We start from the raw sequence: 22,451 nt of genomic DNA on the forward strand, positions 1-22,451 counted from the left end.
TCATGACCACCACTCATCCGGTTCCCGCCTTCGTCGGAGCCGCGCAGCAGAACCTGATCGGGGGCCGTTGGGTGCCCGCCGCGTCGGGCGAGACCATCGACGTGATCAACCCCGCCACCGGCACCACGCTCGGCACCATCGCCGCGAGCGGCGCGGCCGACGTGGACGCCGCGGTGGCGGCGGCGCGGGCCGCGTTCGAGGGCGAATGGAGCCGCTGGACCCCGCACCAGCGGCGCGCGCTCATCCTCCGCGTCCACGACCTGGTCCTGGCGAACTTCGACGAACTCGCCACGATCGAGACCCTGGACATGGGCGCGCCGCTGACCCGGACCCAGGGACTGCGCGAGTGGACCTCGCAGGTACTGCAGTTCTTCGCCTCCCAGGTCGACGCGGGCACCGTGGCGAGCGCCCCCAACTCGCTGCCCGGCGACTTCCTGACCCTGCGCTCACTCGAGCCGGTCGGCGTGGTCGGCGGCATCATCCCGTGGAACGGGCCGCTCATCGGTCTGTGGTGGATCTTCGGACCGGCGCTGGCGACCGGCTGCACGGCGGTGCTCAAGCCGGCCGAGGACGCGTCGCTGTCGGTGCTGCGGGTGGCGCAGCTGCTCACCGAGGCCGGTGTGCCCGACGGTGTGGTCAACGTGGTCACCGGATACGGCAAGGACGCGGGCGCCGCGCTGGCCGAGCATCCCGGCGTCGACCGCATCGCGTTCACCGGCTCGGTCGGCACCGCGCAGACGATCGTGCGGGCCTCGGCGGGCAATATGAAGCGGCTGCAGCTGGAGCTGGGCGGGAAGTCACCCGACATCGTCTTCGCCGACGCCGACCTCGACCGCGCGGTCCCCGGCGCGGCGATGGGCGTGTACACCAACAGCGGTCAGGTCTGTGTGGCGGGCACGCGGATCTTCGTCCAGCGTTCGATCCACGACGAATTCGTCGCGCGGATGGCCGAATTCACCAAGACGATCCGGGTCGGCGACGGCCTGGACCCCACCACCCAGCTGGGTCCGCTGATCTCGCAGCGCCAGCTCGACCGGGTGCTGAACTACATCGACATCGGGTCCGGCGAGGCCGAACTGGTCAGCGGCGGTCGCCGGGTCGACGGTGACCGCGCTGCGGGCTATTTCGTCGAGCCCACCGTCTTCGCCGCCGCCACCAACGACATGACCATCGCGCAGGAGGAGATCTTCGGCCCGGTGGCCACCGTGATCCCGTTCGACGACGTCGACGAGGCGCTGACCCTGGCCAACGCGACGCCCTACGGCCTGGCCGGCGGTGTCTGGACCATGGATCTGGCCACCGCGCACCGGGTGTCGCGCGGCATCACCGCGGGCACCGTCTGGGTCAACTGCTACGGAGTGCTCGACCCGGCCGTCGGTTTCGGCGGCACCAAGATGAGCGGCTACGGCTGGAAGGGCGGCCGCGACCACGTCCAGAGCTACCTCTACCCCAAGGCGGTCTACCTGAACCTGAGCTGACCCGGAACCGGCCGTCCCTGTCGTCGCGTCGACGGACGGCCGGTGGCTCACGCCGCGGGGACCGGTTTCTCCCGCTCGCCCGCGCCGCGGCGTGGGTGCGAGATCAGGGCGGCGACCGGGGCGATCACCGCGGCGACGAAGCCGGCGGCGAATCCGTTGCCGTACAGGTTGAGCCCGATGACCAGCGCGCCGGTGACCTGGGCGACCGAGGCGTGGAAGAACCCGGCGACGACACCCCAGTGCGGACCGAAGCGACCCGCGATCGGGGCCAGGCAGGTGCCGTACAGCGCGGCCCAGATCAGGCCGGGGTCGGTGAGTTCGTAGGGCTTGAGCAGGCCCGCGATCGCCACCCCGGCGACGACGGGCACGATGTTGACGGCGTTCTTCCCGCACGCGCCGAAACCCATGACGCTGAGAATGCCCGCGATGACCGGCCCGTTGAGGTGCGCTCCGATCACCAGCACGTACCCGGTGGTGAGCGTGCCGATCACCGCCATGTTGAGCAGGACCGCGGCCGCGCCGTCGTCGGCGAGGAAATCGCACGGAGCCCGGCCGTCGCGGCGGGTCAACCGGACGTAGGCGCGCCACGGCGCCCGGTCGAGCGCGAACGCGGTGCCGATCAGGCCGACGAGCAGGATCGCCAGCAGGATCGACAGCGGCCCGTCGTCGCCGGAGGTCCACACCATCTCCGGTGGCGCGGTGAGCCCGAACGCGCGGTACACCGCGACGACCACCGCGCCGACCACACCGGCGACGAAACCCATGTTGTAGAGGGTGAATCCGTCGTGCGCGCGGAACAGCTGACGCGCGACCGGCGGCAGGACGAAGCCGATCAGGACCGAGGTGGCCGCGCCGAGCAGGACTCCCGCCCACACTGGCAGCGCGGTGTTGAAGGCCAGCTCGACGAAGATCGGCGACAGCGCCGTCCCGAACCACGCGGTCGAGACATGGGCCGACAGCCGCTCGCGACGCAATGTTGCATACAGTGCCACTCCGGCCAGGATCGGCCAGACATTGAGCAGGGTCTTGCCGTAGAGCGCGGTGCCGAGCACCAGCAGCAGAGCGGCCACCGCCGGTCCGTCGACGGCGGCGCCGGTGATCCGGTAGGTCGCGCAGGCGACCAGGGTGAGCAGCCCGGCCTGCACGAACGCCCCGCCGAGCCCCCCGACCCCGACGAAGTCGGTGACGAGAGTGTCGCGCGCGCTGAGAATATCGACGACACCGCGCAGCACGGCGCCGGGGGAGTCGACCACGAACCCGAACACCACGAACGCCACCGACATCGCGACGACGACCCGGAACAGCACCTGCTGATCGTCGACACCGCGCACGCGGGCCTTCGTTCGCCGCGACACGAGCCGGTCAGCGGGTCTCGGTGGGCGGACTCGTGAATTCGACCGTGCCCGAGGCGTCGACGGCCAGCGTGCCCGCCGCGTCGGCCCGGGCGATCAACTGGTCGAGCAGGGACCGGGCGACCTCGTCGGCCCGTGGCTCCCGTGCGGTGGTCCAGACGGTCCGCGACAGTGCGCGCCCGGCGGTCGGCGACCCCCGGAACGAGCGCACCACCACCGCGAACTGCTCACGCCCGACCCGGCCACCGACCACCCGGCCGGTCTTGACGACCGCGATCTCGGACACCTCGTCGGCGCGAATCGCACCCGAGCCGAGCAGAATCCACAGCGAACCCATGACCCCAGTGTGCGCGACGGACAGCGAACTCCGGGCTACGACGCGCCACAACCGGGTCCTCCCGCAGCCCGGTGGCCCCGGCCGGGACCGGATCACGATTCGGAGCAGCGTCGCAGCAGATCCGGCGGCGAGGTCGTGACCGGTCGTACAGTTCAACTGTCCGTGCGGAGAGCGGCGTCTGCTCCGTACCGGTGAACGTGCAGCACCGGGATGCGCACCCGGTGGTCGCTGATCGAACCGTAGGGGCACAGATGAATTCGACACCACGCGGACACGGGTTCGGCGGGCTCACCGGTGCGCTGATCCTGGTGTGGTTGTCGCTGACTCCCTCCCTGCTGCCGCGCGGGCCGCTGTTCCAGGGCGTCGTGTCCGGCGCGGCGGCGGCCCTCGGCTACGGCCTCGGTGCCGCCATCGCCGCGCTGGTGTGGTGGGTGCTCGAACGGGAACCGATCCCGATGCCGCCCGTGCTGCGCTGGGGACTGGGCGTCGTGGCGATCGCGGGCACCGTCGTGGCGCTGATCTGGTACGCGGGCTGGCAGCGGGAGCTGCGCGAGCTGATGGGCGTGGCGGGCCTGTCGTGGTCGGCGTATCCGATCATGGTGCTGATCGGCCTGATCGTGTTCGGGGTGCTGATGGGGCTCGTCCGGGTGGGGCGGGCGCTGGTGGGCTGGGTCGGCGGTCTGCTCGGGCGGGTCCTGCCACGGCGGGTGTCGGTGCTGCTGGGCGGTGTCGTCGTCGTGGTGGTGGTGATCGCGCTGCTCAACGGCGTGGTGGCGAGTGCGGCGATGTCGCTGCTGAACTCGACGTTCAAGGCGGTCAACCAGGAGACGTCGGCGGACACCCCGCAGCCCGTCTCCCCGGAGCGATCCGGCGGGCCGGGCTCACTGGTGACCTGGGACTCGCTGGGCAGACAGGGCCGGATCTTCGTGTCCAACGGGCCCACCGAGGTCGACCTGGCCGCGTTCAACGGCCGCCCCGCGCGGCCACCGATCCGGGTCTACACGGGTCTCGATTCGGCCGAGACCGTCGAGGCCGAAGCCGATCTCGCGGTCGCCGAGTTGCGGCGGGCGGGTGGCTTCGAGCGGGCCGTGCTCGGCGTGGCGACCACGACCGGCACGGGCTGGATCAACGAATCCACCGCGTCGGCCGTGGAGTACCTGGCCAACGGCGACAGCGCGCTGGTGAGCATGCAGTACTCGTTCCTGCCGAGCTGGCTGTCGTTCCTCGTCGACCAGGAACGGGCCCGCCACGCCGGACAGGCCCTGTTCGAGGCGGTACACGCGGAGTGGGCGACGTTGCCGCCGGACCGGCGGCCGAAGCTGGTGGTCTTCGGCGAGAGCCTCGGATCCTTCGGCGGCGAAGCGGCATTCTCGAGTGTGCAGGACATGGCCGCCCGCACCGACGGCGTGCTGTTCGTCGGCCCGACCGCCACCAACCCGGTCTGGCGCGACGCCACGATGCGCCGTGACCCGGGCTCGCCGGAATGGCTGCCGATCTACCGCGACGGGCGCACCGCGCGATTCGTCGCGAGCGCCGCCGATCTGGCCCGCCCCGACGCGCCGTGGCCGTCCCCGCGGGTCGTCTACCTCCAGCACGCCTCCGACCCGATCACCTGGTGGACGCCGAAACTGCTGTTCCAGCAACCGGATTGGCTGCGCGAGCCGCGCGGTCCCGACGTCCTGCCCAGTACCCGGTGGATCCCGGTGGTGACGTTCCTGCAGGTGTCGGCCGACATGGCTGTCTCGACCGATGTGCCCGACGGACACGGGCACACCTTTCAGGCCGACATCGCCGATGCCTGGGCGGCGATCCTGTCACCGCCCGACTGGACCGCGGCCGACACCGAGCGGCTGCGCTCGGTCATGCGGGACGGGAAGTGACGGTGCAGGCGGATATCCGCCCGCACCGGATCACAGCGGCAGCAGGTGGTGCTTGCGCGGGTAGCGCACGACCTGCTTGTCCCGCAGCAGATGCAGAGCGCGACGGATCTCGAGACGGGTGGTCGACGGCTCGATGACGCGGTCGATGTAACCCCGCTCGGCCGCGATCCACGGCGTCGCGATCGTCGCGTTGTAGAAGTCGATCATCTGCTGGCGAATGGCGCCGCGCTGCTCCTCGGGCGTCGCCTCGAGGATCTTGCGCTGGGTCAGGCCGACGGCGCTCTCCGCGCCCATCACCGCGATCCGGGCGGTCGGCCACGCCAGGTAGGCGTCGCAGCCCAGCGCCTTGGCGCCCATCACGGCCCAGCCGCCGCCGTAGGCCTTGCGGATCACCACGGTCACCTTCGGCACGGTGGCCTCGACATAGGCGAACAGGAACCGGCCGCCACGCTTGATGACGCCCGCCTTCTCCTGCTCCACGCCGGGCAGGAAGCCCGGGGTGTCGACGACGAGCACCAGCGGGATCTCGAAGGCGTTGCAGATGTGGATGAAGTGCGAGGCCTTGTCGCTGGCCTTGGCGTCGAGGGCGCCGGCCAGCACCGTCGGCTGGTTGGCGACCACGCCGACCGGCCTGCCGTCGACCCGGGCGAAGCCGGTGATGATGTTCTCGGTGGCGGCCGCGCCGATCTCGTGGAACTCGCCGTCGTCGAAGATCCGCAGCAGCACGTCGTGCATGTCGTAGACCATGTTGTCGGAGTCGGGGACCAGCTTGTCCAGCATGAGGTCGGACTCGGTGATCTCCGGCTCCAGGCCGGGGTTGACGACCGGCGGGAGCTCGGTGGAGCTCGACGGCAGGTAGCTCAGGTAGGTGCGGACCCACTCGAAGGCGGCGGGCTCGTCCTTGGCGACGTGGTGGATGTTGCCGTAGGCGGCCTGGTTGTAGACGCCACCCAGCTCCTCCATGTCGACCTTCTCACCGATGGCGTCCTCGATGATCTTGGGGCCGGTGACGAACATGTGCGCGCTCTCGGTCGCGACCACGACATCGGTGCAGATCGGCTGGTACACCGCACCGGCGGCGCAGTTGCCGAGGATGAGCGAGACCATCGGCACCGCACCCGACAGCGGCTCCATCATGGTCGCCAGCTCGCCGTACCAGCGCAGCGAGGACACCGCCTCCTGCACGCGCGCGCCGCCGGAGTCGTTGATGCCGACGAGCGGGCAGCCCATCTTGCCCGCGAGGGCCATGATCGCGGCGACCTTGCGGCCGAACATCTCGCCGATGGTGCCGCCGTAGACGGTCTGATCGTGCGAGAACACCGCCACCGGCCTGCCGTCGACCAGACCGTGTCCGGTCACCACGCCGTCGCCGTAGAGGGCGTTCTTGTCGGTGGGATTGCGCACGAGGGCGCCGATCTCGACGAAAGTGCCCGGGTCCATGAGCATGTTGATGCGGTCGCGGGCCGAGGGTATGCCCTTGCGCGCTCTCTTGGCGGCTCCCGCCTCTCCGGCCGGTTCCTGCGCGAGCTCCAGCTTCTCTCGCAGGTCGGCAAGCTTTTCGGCAGTAGCACTCATCGATTACATCCAGGTTGTCGCAGTGGAACGCCGACACCGCGTCCGGTGGGCGCTAGCCACAGTACCGGTGCCCACCACCCCCCGGTGCCGTCCGGGTTTGTGATCGACCACGAATTGCCCTCCGACCGTTGGGCAGGCGGGTCGCCGAGCCGAAATGTGGCAGTGACTGCATGGTGGCAGCGTGCGCAAAGACGTCGTGCCGTCGAGAACACCGGTAGCGTGCGCGGGATGGAATCCGTGGGGGAGTTCGTCGTCGGCGTGGACGCGGTGGCCGTGCAGCGGTCGCGGGAATCGGTGCTCAGACTGGGGGCGGTGGCGGCCTGGGTGGGGTTGGTGACCGCGGTCTTCGTCGCCGCGATCACCGCGCTGCTGGTCTGGCTGGCCGGGCCGATCGGACTCGTGCAACTGCCGGTTGTGGCGATCTTCGGTGTCGACGGGGTGCGCAAACTGCGGCGCCTGCGCGAGTTGCGCGCGACTTGGCAAGCGCAGGGCGTGCCGCCGACGGCGATGCGCCTGTCGCCGGCGGGGCTGCGACTGAGCATCGATGCCGCACCGGATTCGGTCTTCCTGCCGTGGGCCACCGTCCAGGGGCTGCGCCTGCACCGCAAGCTCGGCAACGACCTGCTGGTGATCGATCTGTTCCCGGGAGTGGGGCCGGAGACCGGCGGAGTGCGTGGGCTCGAGCATCCCGACGTGCAGCGTGTGCTGCGGAAGAAGGTCGGGGGCACGAAGGGGCTGCGGACCGCCGTGCGCATTCTGGATCAGCCCGTCGCGGCGATCGACCACGTCGCCGCGCAACTGACCGGCGGGCGGGTGCGCGTCCACGGATAGCGGCGCGCCGGTCCGGCTGCCGGATTTCTAGAACACGTTATAGTTGGGTTGGACGGCGACGACGGGGTCGTCGTCCGCTCGGAAGGTGGACTGGTGCGGGCTTGGGACAGTGCGGCCGATGTCGTAGTCGTCGGGTACGGCGGAGCGGGTGTGACCGCCGCGCTGACCGCGCGGGAGGCGGGCGCGGACGTGCTCGCGATCGACCGGTATCTCGGTGGCGGTGCGACAGCGCTGTCCGGCGGCATCGTCTACGCCGGTGGCGGGACCTGGGTGCAGCGGGACGCGGGCATCGACGACGACGTCGACACCATGCTCGCCTACCTGGAGGCCGAGGTCGGTGACGCGGTGAGCGCCGCGACCCTGCGCCGGTTCTGCGAGCAGTCCCCGGCGATGATCGACTGGATGACCGAGCACGGCGTGCCGTTCCAGGCGTCGCTCTGCCCCTACAAGACCTCGTACCCGTCCGACGACTACTACCTCTACTACTCCGGCAGCGAGAACTCCGGCGGGTACCGGGATCTCGCGAAGCCGCGGCAGCGCGGGCACCGCGCGCACGGCCCCGGTGTGTCCGGCAAGGCGCTGTTCGGGCCGCTGGCCGCCTCGGCGGCCGACCGCGGCGTGCGGGTCCGCACCGGCACCAGGGCGACCCGGCTCGTCGTCGAGGACGGTCGCGTCACCGGGATCGAGGCGATCACGATCGCCGACGCGCCCGCGTCCGTGCGCCGCCGCTTCGCCGCCCTGGCCCGGATCTCGGCGAAGCCTGGCGTGTACCACCCGGGTCTCCGCGCGGCGATGGAAGCGCTGCTGACCCGGATCGAACGCAAGCACGGCAGGCCGGTCCGGATCCAGGCGAAGTCCGGCGTGGTCCTCACGACCGGCGGATTCATCGCCAACGGCGCGATGGTCGCCCGCCATGCCCCCGACTACCCGTGGTCGCAGGGCCTGCCCCTGGGCACCGCGGGCGACGACGGCAGCGGCATCACCATGGCGCAGGACATCGGCGCCGCGAGCGGCAAGCTGGACGCCCTGTCGACCTGGCGGTTCATCGCGCCCCCCAGCGCCATGTTCGGCGCGATCGCGGTGAACTCCCTGGGGCAGCGGATGATCGACGAATCCCGCTACGGCGCCGCGCTCGGCGCGGCGATCGCGACCAGCCCCGGTAACCGGGCGTGGCTGCTGGTCGACGCCGAACTCGACCGGGACGCCCGCGAGCAACTGGGCCCGCAGTCGGTGTGGTTCCAGCGGATGCAGACCGAGCGCCTGCTGCGGATCGGGACCTCGCGCGGTCGCACGGTCGAGGAGGCCGCCACCCGCGCGGGCATCGACCCGGCCACCCTGCGCGACACCGTCGACGCGCACAACCGGGCCATCGAGCACAACCTGCCCGACCCGTTCGGCAAGCCCGACGACATCCGCCGTCCGCTGCGCACGGGACCCTTCACACTGCTGGACATCTCGTTCACCGCCCGGCTGACCTACCCGATGCCGATGCTCACCCTCGGCGGCCTGCTGGTCGACGAGGACACCGGCGCGGTCCGCGCCGAGGCGGGCGGCGTCGTCCCCGGCCTCTTCGCGGCGGGCCGCGCGGCCGTCGGCATCTGCTCGAACTCCTATGTCAGCGGGCTGTCCCTGGCCGACTGCGTCTTCTCCGGCCGCCGCGCGGGAACGCACGCCGTAGCCTGACCTGGACTATCGCGCCGCGATGACCGAAGCGCCGGACCGCCGTCGGTCCGCGGCGTGTACGCGCACCGATGAGGTCGCCGATGCCTCCTGCCACCACGCGACGACACGGTCGACGACCGGTCCTGGACTGCGCACCCAGCGGATGTGGTCGTTGCTCGCGCCGGCCGGGACGTCGGCGGTGCGATAGTCCCACCGGGTGACGCGCTCGGGCGCGAACAGGTCGCACGCGAACGCGTCGATGCCGCGACGCGGTCCCAGGGTGTCGCCTTCGAGCGAGATCACCAGGGCCACGGTGTCGATGGTGCCCTGCGCGGGAAACGGTGTGCGGCCGGTCAGCACCATCCGGGCCCATTCCCGCATCATCGTGCGGGCGCCGGGCGCGCCGAACGCGGGCGCGGGGAGATACCCGGCCACCGAGGTCAACAGTGGTACCAGGGTGGCCATCACGGCGATGTCGAGTCCGCCGCGCCGATAGTGGCGGTAGTACGGCAGACAGCCGCCGATCGTGACCAGGCCGTCCGCGCCGGTGCCGGTGAACTCGAGTCCGGCGGCGAGCTGCGCGCCGAGGCTGTGCCCGAGCACGACGACCGGCCGGTCCGGCACTTCGGCACGGGCCGCGGCCACCGCCCGATCGGTGACGTCGATCTCGTCCCGATAGGACCAGTCGTGCCCGCGCGCGGCGGGCGGCTCGCCCTGCTCGAATCCGCGTCGGGGCAGTGCCCGCGCGCTCCAGCCGCGCTCGGCGAACGCCGCGACGAGCGGGGCGTAGAAGCGCGAGCCGATCGCCATCGCCGGTGCGATCAAGACGATCGGCGCTGCCGCCGGCTGGGCGGCGCTGCCGGCGGCACGCGGGTCGTTCGGCCTGGTCATAGGGGGTGCTCCTCGGTGGATCGGCTCGGTCCGGCGGCCTCGGCTCCGTTGACGCCGGACAGCACGGAGACTAATGTAAGCGCCGAAAACATTCGGCAGTGGGTCTGCTCTTCGTCGGCGATCCGGGGCGCGAACGTCCGCCCGTTTCCGATCGTCCCGACCTCGACTGCCTGATGCCGCACCCGTCTCGGCACGACCGCATCAGGAGGAATGATGACGAAGGTTCTGATGGTGATCACCGCCGCGGACCGCTGGACATTGAACGACGGCACCGTGCACCCGTCCGGCTACTGGGCGGAGGAAGTCGCCGTCCCGCACCGGGCGTTCAGCCGGGCGGGCTGGGATATCACGATCGCCACGCCGGGCGGGAAGGCGCCGACCCTCGACCGGCTGAGCGTGGGGATCGCGGGCGGTATGCCGTGGAAACGCCGCGAGGTGGAGCGGTATCTGGACGGTATCCGGACCGAACTCGACAGCCCGGTCGCCCTCGACGCCGTCGACGCGCACGACTTCGATCTCGTCTTCTACCCCGGCGGCCACGGCCCGATGGAGGACCTCGCCTACGACGCGACCTCCGGCGCGCTGCTCGCCGAGCGGTTGGCCTCCGGTCGACCGCTCGCCCTGCTGTGCCACGCGCCCGCCGCCATCACGGCGGCCACCGGGCCCGACGGCGTCTCGCCGTTCGCCGGCCGCCGGATGACGGGGTTGTCCAACCGCGAGGAGCTGCTGAACCGGTTCGCGCGCAAGGCGCCGTGGTTGCTCGAGGACCGGCTGAAGGAGCTGGGCGTCGACTACTCGAAGGGCCGGATTCCGTTGCGGCCCTACATCGTGGTCGACGGCAATCTGTATACCGGGCAGAACCCGGGCTCGTCGGGAGAACTGGCCGATCGGCTCATTGCCGACCTGCCGCGTTGACAGTGCTTACATTCGAAGTTAACGTCGCTTACATCAACTACCGCGAGCAAGGGAGCTACGCCGATGTCAGCGACGCGTCAGGACACCGTCGAGGTGGACCTCGGTGGCCGGGTGGTCACCGTTCCGGAGGGCGGGCTGTACGACCGCTACCGGATGCAGACCGATCTCGACGAGATCGCCCGCGATCCCCGGGTGAGCGGTGTCGACTATTTCCGGCGGCTGCCCAAGAATCGGGTCGACTCGCGGATCGGCGAGACCTACACCCCGAATTTCTACTACCGGATGGCCAGCGCACGGCTCACGATGCTGGCCCGGTCCAAGGCGATCCGGGCCCGGCTGCCCCGTGAGCTGGCGCCGCTCGAGGTCGCGCCGGGGATCGGCCTGGTCTCGGCGATGTTCTTCCGCTACGACGTGTGCGATATCGACTTCTACACCGAGGTCGGGATCGGCGTCGCGGTGCGGCCCGCTCGCCACGGCAGGCTCGGCTTCGCCGACCTGGTCACCGGCCTCGACACCGACCACCTCGATTCCTATGTGTTCTCGCTCCCGGTGAGCACCCAGATCGCCCAGGTCCGCGGGCACGACGGCTACGGCTTCCCGAAGTGGGTCACCGAGGTCGACGTCGATATCGACGCCACCCGCACCACGGCGCGGGTCGCCGACGACAACGGTGACACCGACCTGTCGCTGTCGGTCGCCACTCCGGCGCAGACGAGCTACCGCAGCGGCGACCGGGTGTCGTCGCTGACCTCCTACACCACCATGGACGGCGCCTGGTTCGCCACGCTCAGCCAGATCAACCTGCTCTCGGCGGGCAGCGCGAGCTTCCCCCGGGGCATCGACCTGCGGCTGGGGCGCGGCCGCCTGTCCGAGGATCTGCGCTCGCTCGCCCCGATCAAGACTGTCCGTCTCGATGTGACGACGGAAGGCCAACTGGCCCTGCACATGCCGGTCCCGACGTCCGTCCCGAGTCGCGCCGGCGACAGCTGAGGATCCGAACACCCGAGCAGAAGGAGAGCACGATGACGCAGATCGAGCCGGTTCTCGAGCCCGAGGCGGCGGAGTTCGCGAAAGCCACCGACACCCCACCGTTCCTGTTCCAGTTGCCGCCCGCCGAGGGGCGCAAGGCGGTCGACGAGGTCCAGGCGAGCGAAGAGGGCAAGCCCGCGATCGACGAGGAGTGGATCACCGTCGTCGGCGGGCCGACGGGATCGGTGCGGGTCCGCATCGTCAAACCCGCGGGCGCGACCGGCACCCTCCCCGTCGTGTTCTACATCCACGGCGCCGGCTGGGTCTTCGGCAACGCGCACACACACGACCGCCTGGTCCGCGAACTCGCGGTCGGCGCCGACGCCGCCGTCGTGTTCCCCGAATACGACCTGTCGCCCGAGGCGAAGTACCCGACGGCCATCGAACAGAACTACGCCGCCGCCCAGTGGGTGGTCGCCCACGGTGCCGAGAAGGGCTTGGACGCTTCCCGTTTCGCGGCGGTGGGTGACTCGGTCGGTGGGAACATGACCGCCGTCCTCACCCTGATGGCCAAGGATCGCGGCGACGTCCACATCACCCAGCAGGTGCTGTTCTATCCGGTGACCGACGCCGATTTCGACACCGGGTCCTACCGTCAGTTCGCCGAGCACTATTTCCTCGCCCGCGAGGGCATGCGGTGGTTCTGGGATCAGTACACCGAGAACGACGCGCAGCGTGCGGAGATCTACGCCGCGCCGCTGCGTGCCTCGCTCGACGAGTTGCGTGGGCTGCCACCGGCATTGGTGATCACCGGCGAAGCCGACGTCCTGCGCGACGAAGGCGAGGCGTACGCGGCCAAGCTGCGTGCGGCCGGGGTACCGGTCACCCAGGTGCGCTTCGGCGGGATCATCCACGACTTCGTGATGATCAACGCCATGCGCTCGACCCAGGCGGCGAACGCCGCCATCAAGCTGGCGCAGGACACCCTGCGCGCGGCACTGCACTGAATCCGTCCCCCTGCCGGGTCCGGCCGCGCGCCGAACCCGGCAGGCCGGGACGTCGACACCATGGAGTCCGACATGTCCCTCGACCACGCACCCCGACCCACGACCCACCGCGGCGCGGATCTCCCACCGTCGCTGACGCAGGCCGTGATCCGGCGGCTGGCCGCGCACGTCACGGCCGCGCCCGACGCCGCGCAGGTCACCACCACCGTTCCGTTCACCGGGGCACCCCTGGCGACCCTGCCGGTCTCGACGCCCGCCGACGTCGAGGCCGCCTTCGCGCGCGCCCGCGTCGCCCAGGCGGGGTGGGCCGCCACCCCGGTGGCCGCGCGGAAGGCGATCCTGCTGCGATTCCACGATCTGCTGCTCGACCGTCAGCACGAGGTGCTGGACCTGATGCAGGCCGAGAACGGCAAGACCCGCCGTGACGCCTTCCTCGAAGTCACCGACATCGCGATCGCCACCAGGTACTACGCCCGCGGCGCCGCGAAGCTGCTCGCCCCGAAGCGGCGGCGCGGCGCGATTCCGGTGCTGACCCACACGACCGAACTGCGCCATCCCAAAGGCGTGGTCGCGATCATCTCGCCCTGGAACTACCCGCTGAGCATGGGTGCGGGCGATGCCATTCCGGCGCTGCTCGCGGGCAACGCGGTGGTGCAGAAGCCGGACACCCAGACCGCGTTGACCGCGCTGTGGGCGCTGGACCTGCTGCGCGAAGCCGGTCTGCCGGAGGGCGTGTGGCAGATGGTGGTCGGTCGCGGCAGTTCGATCGGGACGCCACTGATGGACAACGCCGACTACCTGATGTTCACCGGTTCCACCGCCAGCGGCCGCAAGATCGCCCGCGACGCCGGTGAACGCCTGATCGGCGCCTCCCTGGAGCTCGGCGGCAAGAACCCGATGATCGTGCTCGACGACGCCGATATCGCGCGCACCGCCGCGGGCGCCGTCTCCGCCTGCTTCTCCTCGACCGGACAGCTGTGTGTCTCCATCGAGCGGATGTATGTGGCCGAGTCGATCCGGGAGGAGTTCGTGGCCGCGTTCGTCGCCCGCACCGAGGCATTGACCATCGGCGCGGCCTACGACTACAGCACCGATGTCGGCTGTCTGACCAACCGGTCGCAGCTGGACACCGTCACCGCGCATGTCGAGGACGCCGTCGCCAAGGGCGCGACGGTGCTGGCCGGTGGCCGTGCCAGGCCCGACCTCGGGCCGCTGTTCTACGAGCCGACGATTCTGACGGGTGTCACCCCGGAGATGACGCTCTACGACCACGAGACCTTCGGGCCGGTCGTCTCGATCTACTCCTTCGGCGACATCGACGAGGCGGTCGAGCGGGCCAATGCCACCGCGTACGGACTCAATGCGAGTGTCTGGACGCGCGACGGCGCCACGGGTCGTGCGGTCGCGGCGCGGGTGCACGCGGGCACGGTCAATGTCAACGACGCCTACGCCGCGGCGTGGGGCAGTGTCGACGCCCCGATGGGCGGTATGGGTGACTCCGGCCTGGGCAGGCGGCACGGCGCCGACGGCATGCTGAAGTACACCGAGGCGCAAACCGTTGCCCACCAGCGACTCCTGGGCTTCGACGCGCCTGCGGGCCTGTCGCAGAGCGCGTGGGCCACCACCTTGACGACAGTGCTGAAGGGCCTGAAGCGGGTCGGCGCGCACTGAGCACCGGCCCTCGGTCTCCGGCCCGAGCGGTGAATTCCGTTCGGCCGGATGCGGTGGCGCGGTCGACGGTCGAGCAATCACCCCGGGCGTGGAGGGTCTGACGGGCTCGGATCGCCTCAGGAGGGTGCGCGGCCCGGGAGATCGAGCACCGCGAATACGGTGGCGCGGACGCGGTCGTCGAGCCCGTCGGGATCGAATTTCCCGTGCAGGTAGAGGAATGCCAGCCCGTGGACCAGCGCCCACATCGCGGTCGCGAGCGAGTCCTCGTCGCCGTCGGGAAACACCTGGCGCACAATCGCTCTGACGTACTCGTGGATCGCGGTCGTGGCGGCCACGCGTTCCGGGCTGGTCGGATCGCAGGGATCGGAGAACATCACCCGGAACAGCGCGGGCCGGGCCAGGGCGAAGCGCACGTAGGCGACCGCGATCGCGGCCAGGTCCTCGGACGTGCTCGGCGTCGGACTGGCGGCCACGAGCTGCTCGGCCAGGTCGCGGTAACCGACGGCCGCCACGGCCGACAGTAGTGCGTCCCGATCGGCGAAATGCCGGTACGGCGCGGCCGTGGACACCCCGGCCCGGCGGGCGGCCGCGCGGAGCGAGAGGTCCGCCGCGCCGTCCTCCTCGAGGAGCTCCACGGCGGCCCGCACCAGCGCGCTGGGGAGATCGCCGTGATGGTACGAGGTGCTCGACTGTGCCATGGGATCAATTTAGCAAGTGTTGACAATGCTTACATCTATCCCTACCGTTGGCGCTCACGCACGAATGTAAGCAGTGTCAATATGCGTGCCCGAAAGGAGCCATCGATGTCGAGTCCGGACCCGGGCGGGTTGTTCTCGCCGCTGCGACTGCGATCCGGCCACATCCTGCCGAACCGGATCGCCAAGGCGGCCATGGAGGAGGGGATGGCGGGCATCGGGCAGATTCCCGACGAGCGCCTGGTCGCCCTGTACCGGCGCTGGGGTGCCGGTGGTACCGGCCTGCTGATCACCGGCAACGTGATGGTGCACGCCGAAGCGCTGACCGGTCCCGGCGGCATCGTCCTGGACGCGTACGCCCCGCTCGCGCCGTTCGTGGCGTGGGCACAGGCGGGCAAAGCGGCGGGCGCGACGATGTGGATGCAGATCAGTCACCCGGGGCGGCAGGTGCAGGCGCGGATGCCCGGCGTGGTGTGGGGTCCCTCCGACATCGGGGTCGACCTCGGCCGCCATACCAAGCGATTCGGTCAGCCGGTGGCGATGACCGCCGGGCAGATCGAGGCCACCATCACGCGCTTCGTCACCACCGCCCAGCGCGCCGAGGAAGCGGGATTCGACGGTGTGGAAGTCCATGCCGCACACGGATATCTGCTGTCGCAGTTCCTCTCGCCGCTGGTCAACAATCGCACCGACGAGTGGGGCGGCTCGCTCGAGAATCGGGCCAGATTCCTGGTCGAGATCGTGCGCGGCATTCGCGCGGTGGTGGCGCCGTCGTTCGCGGTGGCGGTGAAGCTGAATTCCGCGGACTTCCAGCGCGGTGGTTTCGACGCCACCGACGCGCACACGGTGATCGGCATGCTCGCCTCGACGGGGGTCGACCTCGTCGAGGTGTCCGGCGGCAGCTATGAGAGCCCGGCCATGTCCGGCCGACCCGTCGACGGCCGTATCGCCGCCCGCGAGGCCTACTTCCTGGAACTGGCCGCCGACCTGGCCAGAACCAGCGCGCTGCCGCTCATGCTGACCGGCGGCATCTCCCGCCAGGAGACCGCACGTCGCGTCCTGGCCAACAAGGTCGAGGTGGTCGGCATGGCGACGGCCCTCGCGGTCACCCCCGACCTGCCGCGCCGCTGGCGTGACGGTCGCGAAGCGCCCCGGTCGATGAAGCCGGTGACCTGGACCGACAAGGCGCTCGCCTCGGCGACCGAGATGGCGATGGTCCGCTACCAGATGCGCCGCATGGCGACCGGGTCGGCGCCGGCTTTCAGTGTCAGCCCGGCCCTGGCGATGATCGCCGACCAGCGCGTCCAGGCGCGGGCCCTGCGCCGCTACGCGCAGTGGCTTTCGTCGAAGCAGCGGCGGCAGGCGATCGCGGCGGCGGCACGATGAGGGAGAACGCGATGACCGGACGGATCGTCCTGCTCGGCGTCACCGGCTACACCGGCGGGCTCGTCCTCGACGCGCTGCTGCGCCGTGGCCTGGCCCCCGTGCTCGCCGGGCGCGACGGCGCTGCCCTCGCCGTGATCGCCGCACGCGCGGGCGGCCTCGCCACCGTCGTCGTCGACGCCACCGACGCGGACGGCGTCACCCGCCTGGTGCGTCGCGGTGACGTGCTCATCAGCACCGTCGGCCCGTTCGAACGGTTCGGCCACGGCGTGGCCCGCGCGGCCGCCGAGGCAGGCGCGCACTACATCGATTCCACTGGCGAGGTCGGATTCGTCCTCGACCTGCGCCGTGAGCTGCACGAGCGGGCCCGCGAGACCGGTTCGCTGATGCTGCCCGCGTTCGGCTACGACTATGTTCCCGGGATCCTGGCGGGCACGCTCGCCGCCCGCAAGGCCGGTTCGGAGCTGCGCGCGCTCGACATCGGCTATTTCGCGAACGGCTCGCTCCGGCGCGGCCTGAGCCACGGCACCCGCAGCACCCTGCGCGACGGCCTGACGCTGCCGTCCGCGCGCCGACGTGGCGGACGACTCGTCGAGGAGCGCACCGGATCCCGGGTCCGCGGCTTCGAGATCGGGGGCAAGCGCAAGTACGCCACGCTCGTCTCCGGCACCGAGGTGCTGTTCCTGCCCACCGGTTTTCCCACCCTGGACGACGTCACCGTCTACAACGGCTGGTTTCCGAGACTCAGCCGCCCGCTCGTGGCGCTCTCGGCGCTGACCGCGGTCGCGACGCGAATCCCGCTCGGCCGCAAGACCATCGGGGTGCTCACCCGGCCGATGATCGGCCCGCCCGGCGGTCCCGACGCCGCCGAGCGGGCGCGCACCCGCTCACAGGTCGTCGCCGTCGCGTCCGGTGCGTACGGCCCGCTGGCCGAAGTGCACGTCGAAGGCCCCAGCGCGTACAGCCTGACCGGCGAACTGATGGCATGGGCCGCCGAGCGGCTGGCGACGACGCCACCGCACACCGCGGGCGTCGTCGGCCCCGTCGAGGCTTTCGGGCTCGGCCAGTTCGTGGCCGGTTGTGCCGAAGTCGGGCTCCGGCCGATCTGAGCCGTGTCCAGCCGTCAACCACCTGTGAGGAGACGACGCATGTCGCCACATCTGGATCGTCTGTCCTTCGAGCCGCTGACGCCGGTCGCCTTCCTGGACCGGGCGGCCGACGCCCACGGCGACCGGATCGCCGTCATCGATGGCGACGACCGATGGACCTACACGCAGTTGCGGGAGCGGTGCCGCCGGCTCGCCGGCGCGCTCGAGCCGCTGGCCGAGGGGCGACCGGTGGCGGTCCTCGCGCCGAACACCCATGTCCTGCTGGAAGCACATTTCGGTGTGCCCTGGGCGGGTGTCGCGCTCGTCGCCCTGAACACCCGCCTCGCGGCCGCCGAGATCGCCTACGTGCTCGACCACGCGAAAGTCGCTGTGGTGGTGGTCGATCCGGCCCTCGACGAGGTGCTCGCCGAGGCGCTGGCGGGAATGTCGACGCCGCCGCGGGTGATCGTCGCGGACGGACGGTACGAGCGGCTCCTCGCCGCGGCCACACCGTCGTCCGTCCTGCCCGCCGACGAGCGGTCGCTGCTGTCGATCAACTACACCTCGGGCACCACCGGAAAGCCGAAAGGTGTGATGTACCACCATCGTGGCGCCTACCTGCAGGCGCTGGCGATGGTGGGCCACACCGGTCTGTCGCCGTCGTCGGTGCACCTGTGGACGCTGCCGATGTTCCATTGCAACGGATGGTGTTTCCCGTGGGCCGTCACCGCGGTCGGTGGCACCCACGTCTGTCTGCCCAGGGTGGATCCCGGCGAGGTCTGGCGGCTGATCGCCGAGCAGGGTGTCACCCATCTGAACGGCGCGCCGACGGTGCTCTCGATGCTCGCCTACGCGCCGCAGGCGCATCCGGTGACGCCGCCGGTGCGGGTCGCGACCGGGGGAGCCCCACCGAGCCCGGCCATCCTGCGCCGCATGGGCGAACTCGGGTTCGAAGTCACTCACTTGTACGGGCTGACCGAGACCTTCGGCCCGGCGATGATCTGTGACTGGCGGCCGGAGTGGAACGGGCTGGACGAGGACGCTCAGGCGCGTCTGAAGGCCAGGCAAGGCGTCGGGAACATGATCTCGTGCCGGGCCAGGGTGATCGGGGCATTCGGCGCCGATGTGCCCGCCGACGGCCACGCGGTCGGCGAGATCGCCCTGCGCGGCAACAACCTGATGCTCGGCTACCTCGACGACGAGGACGCGACCGCCGCGGCCGCCCCCGACGGCTGGTTCCGCACCGGTGACCTGGGCGTCGTCCACCCCGACGGCTACATCGAACTCCGGGACCGCAGCAAGGACGTGATCATCTCCGGCGGCGAGAACATCGCCTCCGTCGAGGTCGAACAGGCACTCGCCGACCATCCCGCGGTGCTGGAAGCGGCGGTGATCGCGGTACCGCACGAGCGATGGGGTGAAGTGCCCGCCGCGTATGTGGCACTGAAAGAAGGGATGAGCGTGACCGAGGGCGAACTCGTCGACTTCGTGCGGGAGCGGCTGGCGCGGTTCAAGGCGCCGAAGTCCGTGACGTTCGGGCCGCTGCCGCGCACGTCGACCGGGAAGGTGCAGAAGTACGTCCTGCGGGAAGCGGCCTGGGCGGAGGAGGATCGGCGCATCCGGTGAGCCTCCGGAGGGTCTTTTGCCCGCCCCCGCGCAGGTGTGGGAGGGTGGTGGGCGAAAGGAAGTACGTGACTGCGACGACGCACTCGACCGCCGCCCTCGGGCCGCGCGCCCTGGCCAACCGGCGACGCATCCTCGCCGTGGCCGGGGACGAGCTGCTGCGCAACCCCGCGGCGAGCATGGAAGACATCGCCGCCGCCGCGGGCATGGTCCGCCGCACTCTCTACGGACATTTCCCCACCAGGGAAGCGCTGATCGACGGCATGCTCGACGAAGCCTTCGAGCAGGTGGGCCGGGCACTGGACGGCATCGACACGGCGCAGCCGCCCGCTCCGGTGATCGCCGAGATGACCGTCGCGCTGTGGGCGGTCGGCGACGAGTTCCAGCTGCTGCTGCGCCTGGACGAAGCCGGGTCGCGCGCCCGGATGTCCGACCGCCTCGCGCCCGTCCGCACCCGGCTGGTCACCCTGATCGCCGCCGGTCAAGCCGACGGAACCTTCGCCGACCATCTCCCGCCCGCCGCGATCGCCAGGGTGCTCACGGCACTGGTGCTCGCGCTGCTGAACGCGCACAGCGACGGTGAGTGGGTCGACGCCGACGCCGGGCGCGACGCCGCCCTGACCTGTCTGATCGCGGCCGGTGTCGACCGCTCCACCGCCGCGGCGATCGCCCGGACCGCGGCGGCCTCAGCACCGCACTGATTGTGCCGCGGGCGGGCGACCGCTCGACGAATCACGCTGTCCGCGAACGGCTCCGACTGTGCTGCCCGGCACGTATCCGAAGCGCTGTGAGTCCCCCCACGAGTTCTTGCACAGGGTTGTGCAGCGGGCGTAGTTTCACATCATCGTGCAATTGCACGGAAGTGTGAAAATATCGAAGGAGCGGGATATGACCAGCCAGGTGGCAACTGTGCAGATGGCGTACGCGACCCGGACCTCCACCGGGGGCGCCCCCGTCGACGCGTCCGCGTGGACGCTGCGCGGAGTGGGCGCGATCCGCGTGCTCTACGGCCTCGTCCCCTTCGCCGCGCTGATCCTCGGGGTCGAGGTCGGCACCGGACTGGCCGTCCCCGTCTTCGTCGCGGTCGGCCTGGTCTCGGTCCTGCTCGGCCTGGCCACCGTCGCCCTGGCTCCGCGGCTGCTGGAGCGCGACGATGTGGTGCTGGCCTCGGTGAGCGTCGACGCAGTTCTCGTGGTGCTCGGCGTGGCCGCGCTGATGGTGGGCTGGGCCCAGTTCACGGTCGCGGCCGCCGCGGTCGTCCTCGGCGGGGTCGTGCTCGCGGCGCTGTCCGCGGCGGTCGTCGCGATCGTCACTGCGGTGCGCACCGCCTGATCCGCTGACGCGGTGCGCGAACGGCGCCTCCGGGATTCCGGGGGCGCCGTTCGCGTTCCGCTGGTCAGGCGTCCTGGGCTGCCGCCCGGCCCGCCGCTCGCCCGGAGAACACGCACCCGCCGAGGAACGTGCCCTCGAGCGCGTTGTAGCCGTGCACACCACCACCGCCGAAGCCCGCGGCCTCGCCCGCCGCGAAGAGCCCGGGAATCGGAGTGCCGTCGGCGCCGAGCGCGCGGGAGTCGAGGTCGGTCTGGATGCCGCCGAGCGACTTGCGGGTCAGGACATGGAGTTTCACGCCGATCAGCGGTCCGGCGGCCGGGTCGAGAATGCGGTGCGGTGCGGTGGTGCGGGTGATGCGGTCGCCGAGGTAGCGGCGGGAATTGTGGATGCCCTGGATCTGGGCGTCCTTGCTGAACGCGTTGTCCACCTGGAGATCCCGGGCGACGATCTGCTCGCGCAGACGATCCGGGTCGAGCAGCGGCCGCTCGGTGAGTGCGTTCATCTTCGCGACCAGGTCGTCGAGCGTGTCGGCGACCACCCAGTCGGCGCCGTGCCGCTTGAACGCCTCCACCGGCGCGGGAGCGCCCTTGCCGAAGACCCGTTCCCGGATCATCCCGACGCGGTTCTTCGCGGTGATGTCGGGATTCTGTTCCGACCCCGACAGCGCGAACTCCTTGGCGACGATCCGCTGCGTGGTGACGAACCAGGAATGGTCGTGCTCGGCCAGATCGGGGGTGGTGCGCAGGTAGCGCAGTGTGCCCAGGGTGTCGTAGCCGGGTAGGTACGGGGCGGGCAGCCGACGGCCCAGCGCGTCGAACCACAGCGACGACGGACCGGGCAGGATCCGGATCGCGTGCTCGGGCCAGATCGGATCCCAGTTCCGGATGCCTTCGGTGTAGTGCCACATGCGATCCCGGTTGACCAGCCGGACACCGGCGTCGGCGGCGATATCGAGCATGCGCCCGTCGACATACGCGGGGACGCCGGTGATCATGTGCGCCGGCGGCGCGCCGAGCCGCGCGGGCCAGTGCCGCCGGACCGTGTCGTGATTGCCGCCGATCCCGCCGGTCGCGAGAACCACCGCCGCGGCGCCGAAGTCGAACTCGCCGACCACGTCCCGGTTGGACGGTGCGCCGCGTTCGGCGTCGTCGTCGGCCAGGATCGCCCCGCGCACGCCGGTGACGGCGCCGTCGGTGAACACCAGCTCGTCGACCCGGTGCCGATGCCGGAAGGTGACCAGTCCGGCGTCCGCGGCGCGGAGCGCGGATTCGGTGAAAGGCCCGACGACACCGGTGCCGGTGCCCCAGGCGACGTGGAAGCGGGGGACCGAATTGCCGTGGCCCTCGGCGCGCAGGTCGCCGCGCTCGGCCCAGCCGACCGACGGCACGAAGCCGATGCCGAGATCGGTGAGGTAGGAACGCTTCTCGCTCGCGGCGAACTCGACGTAGGCGCGGGCCCAGCGGGCGGCCCAGCTGTCCTCGTCGTCGAGCCGATCGAAGCCCGCGCTGCCGCTCCAGTCGTTCCAGGCCAGGTCGAACGAGTCCCGGATGCCCAGCCTGCGCTGCTCGGGGCTGTCGACCAGGAAGATCCCGCCGAAGGACCAGAACGCCTGCCCGCCGAGGTTGGCCGCGTTCTCCTGATCGACCACGAGGACACGCTTGCCCCGGCGGGTCAGCTCATGGGTCGCGACCAGGCCGGCCAGGCCCGCGCCGACCACGATGACATCGGCATCCATCCGGACTACCTCCACTCTCCGCAAAAG

The 22,451-nt window shown here is 70.8% G+C and carries 19 protein-coding genes; 13 read left to right on the plus strand and 6 right to left on the minus strand.

Annotated elements, in window-relative coordinates; translation table 11 throughout:
• Positions 1 to 2 precede the first annotated feature (2 nt).
• Positions 3 to 1,478, plus strand: a complete 1,476-nt coding sequence (locus AB0H54_RS20455; RefSeq protein ID WP_357346889.1) for an aldehyde dehydrogenase family protein — start codon at positions 3 to 5, stop codon at positions 1,476 to 1,478.
• 47 nt (positions 1,479 to 1,525) lie between these two features.
• On the opposite strand, the gene AB0H54_RS20460 is transcribed toward AB0H54_RS20455, so the two are convergent.
• Positions 1,526 to 2,809, minus strand: a complete 1,284-nt coding sequence (locus AB0H54_RS20460; RefSeq protein WP_357346890.1) for a DUF1576 domain-containing protein — start codon at positions 2,807 to 2,809, stop codon at positions 1,526 to 1,528.
• Positions 2,810 to 2,840: 31 nt separating this feature from the next.
• Positions 2,841 to 3,167, minus strand: a complete 327-nt coding sequence (locus AB0H54_RS20465) for a hypothetical protein (protein WP_357346891.1) — start codon at positions 3,165 to 3,167, stop codon at positions 2,841 to 2,843.
• A 251-nt stretch (positions 3,168 to 3,418) separates the two neighbouring features.
• Between AB0H54_RS20465 and AB0H54_RS20470 the strand changes: the two genes are divergently transcribed.
• Positions 3,419 to 5,047: an alpha/beta-hydrolase family protein gene (locus tag AB0H54_RS20470; RefSeq protein WP_357346892.1), complete on the plus strand. Its 1,629-nt coding sequence runs from the start codon at positions 3,419 to 3,421 to the stop codon at positions 5,045 to 5,047.
• Between the two features lie 30 nt (positions 5,048 to 5,077).
• Here AB0H54_RS20470 and AB0H54_RS20475 read toward each other — a convergent pair whose 3' ends face one another.
• The gene (locus AB0H54_RS20475) at positions 5,078 to 6,622 is read right to left on the minus strand and encodes an acyl-CoA carboxylase subunit beta (protein ID WP_355272326.1); all 1,545 of its coding nucleotides are present in this window, start codon (positions 6,620 to 6,622) and stop codon (positions 5,078 to 5,080) included.
• A 228-nt stretch (positions 6,623 to 6,850) separates the two neighbouring features.
• Between AB0H54_RS20475 and AB0H54_RS20480 the strand changes: the two genes are divergently transcribed.
• On the plus strand, positions 6,851 to 7,453 hold the full coding sequence (locus AB0H54_RS20480) for a hypothetical protein (protein WP_357346893.1): 603 nt from the start codon (positions 6,851 to 6,853) through the stop codon (positions 7,451 to 7,453).
• Positions 7,454 to 7,546: 93 nt separating this feature from the next.
• Positions 7,547 to 9,136, plus strand: a complete 1,590-nt coding sequence (locus AB0H54_RS20485) for an FAD-binding protein (RefSeq protein ID WP_357346894.1) — start codon at positions 7,547 to 7,549, stop codon at positions 9,134 to 9,136.
• Positions 9,137 to 9,142: 6 nt separating this feature from the next.
• Here the strand turns inward: AB0H54_RS20485 and AB0H54_RS20490 are convergent, their stop codons facing one another.
• Positions 9,143 to 10,006: an alpha/beta hydrolase gene (locus AB0H54_RS20490; RefSeq protein WP_357346895.1), complete on the minus strand. Its 864-nt coding sequence runs from the start codon at positions 10,004 to 10,006 to the stop codon at positions 9,143 to 9,145.
• A 213-nt stretch (positions 10,007 to 10,219) separates the two neighbouring features.
• Between AB0H54_RS20490 and AB0H54_RS20495 the strand changes: the two genes are divergently transcribed.
• The 4 genes from AB0H54_RS20495 to AB0H54_RS20510 all read left to right on the plus strand — a co-directional run bounded on the left by AB0H54_RS20495 (position 10,220) and on the right by AB0H54_RS20510 (position 14,568).
• Entirely contained in the window at positions 10,220 to 10,921 is a 702-nt protein-coding gene (locus AB0H54_RS20495) for a type 1 glutamine amidotransferase domain-containing protein (RefSeq protein WP_357346896.1), read from the plus strand.
• Between the two features lie 63 nt (positions 10,922 to 10,984).
• Positions 10,985 to 11,911, plus strand: coding sequence for an acetoacetate decarboxylase family protein (locus AB0H54_RS20500; protein WP_357346897.1), 927 nt, complete (start codon positions 10,985 to 10,987; stop codon positions 11,909 to 11,911).
• Between the two features lie 32 nt (positions 11,912 to 11,943).
• The gene (locus tag AB0H54_RS20505; RefSeq protein ID WP_357346898.1) at positions 11,944 to 12,897 is read left to right on the plus strand and encodes an alpha/beta hydrolase; all 954 of its coding nucleotides are present in this window, start codon (positions 11,944 to 11,946) and stop codon (positions 12,895 to 12,897) included.
• Positions 12,898 to 12,969: 72 nt separating this feature from the next.
• A complete protein-coding gene (locus AB0H54_RS20510) occupies positions 12,970 to 14,568 on the plus strand; it encodes a succinic semialdehyde dehydrogenase (RefSeq protein ID WP_357346899.1) in 1,599 nt (532 codons plus the stop codon).
• A gap of 116 nt (positions 14,569 to 14,684) precedes the next feature.
• On the opposite strand, the gene AB0H54_RS20515 is transcribed toward AB0H54_RS20510, so the two are convergent.
• A complete protein-coding gene (locus tag AB0H54_RS20515) occupies positions 14,685 to 15,266 on the minus strand; it encodes a TetR/AcrR family transcriptional regulator (protein ID WP_357346900.1) in 582 nt (193 codons plus the stop codon).
• A 105-nt stretch (positions 15,267 to 15,371) separates the two neighbouring features.
• On the opposite strand from AB0H54_RS20515, the gene AB0H54_RS20520 reads away from it, so the two are divergent.
• The 5 genes from AB0H54_RS20520 to AB0H54_RS20540 all read left to right on the plus strand — a co-directional run bounded on the left by AB0H54_RS20520 (position 15,372) and on the right by AB0H54_RS20540 (position 20,689).
• Positions 15,372 to 16,649, plus strand: a complete 1,278-nt coding sequence (locus AB0H54_RS20520) for an NADH:flavin oxidoreductase/NADH oxidase family protein (RefSeq protein WP_357346901.1) — start codon at positions 15,372 to 15,374, stop codon at positions 16,647 to 16,649.
• Positions 16,650 to 16,660: 11 nt separating this feature from the next.
• Positions 16,661 to 17,755, plus strand: a complete 1,095-nt coding sequence (locus AB0H54_RS20525) for a saccharopine dehydrogenase NADP-binding domain-containing protein (protein ID WP_357346902.1) — start codon at positions 16,661 to 16,663, stop codon at positions 17,753 to 17,755.
• A gap of 39 nt (positions 17,756 to 17,794) precedes the next feature.
• A complete protein-coding gene (locus tag AB0H54_RS20530) occupies positions 17,795 to 19,360 on the plus strand; it encodes an AMP-binding protein (protein ID WP_357346903.1) in 1,566 nt (521 codons plus the stop codon).
• A 65-nt stretch (positions 19,361 to 19,425) separates the two neighbouring features.
• On the plus strand, positions 19,426 to 20,058 hold the full coding sequence (locus AB0H54_RS20535; RefSeq protein WP_357346904.1) for a TetR/AcrR family transcriptional regulator: 633 nt from the start codon (positions 19,426 to 19,428) through the stop codon (positions 20,056 to 20,058).
• Positions 20,059 to 20,245: 187 nt separating this feature from the next.
• Positions 20,246 to 20,689, plus strand: coding sequence for a hypothetical protein (locus tag AB0H54_RS20540; RefSeq protein WP_357346905.1), 444 nt, complete (start codon positions 20,246 to 20,248; stop codon positions 20,687 to 20,689).
• 64 nt (positions 20,690 to 20,753) lie between these two features.
• Here AB0H54_RS20540 and AB0H54_RS20545 read toward each other — a convergent pair whose 3' ends face one another.
• Positions 20,754 to 22,424, minus strand: a complete 1,671-nt coding sequence (locus tag AB0H54_RS20545) for an FAD-binding dehydrogenase (RefSeq protein ID WP_357346906.1) — start codon at positions 22,422 to 22,424, stop codon at positions 20,754 to 20,756.
• Positions 22,425 to 22,451 lie beyond the last annotated feature (27 nt).

The sequence above is a fragment of the Nocardia sp. NPDC050718 genome (assembly GCF_040654235.1).
Lineage (GTDB): Bacteria > Actinomycetota > Actinomycetes > Mycobacteriales > Mycobacteriaceae > Nocardia.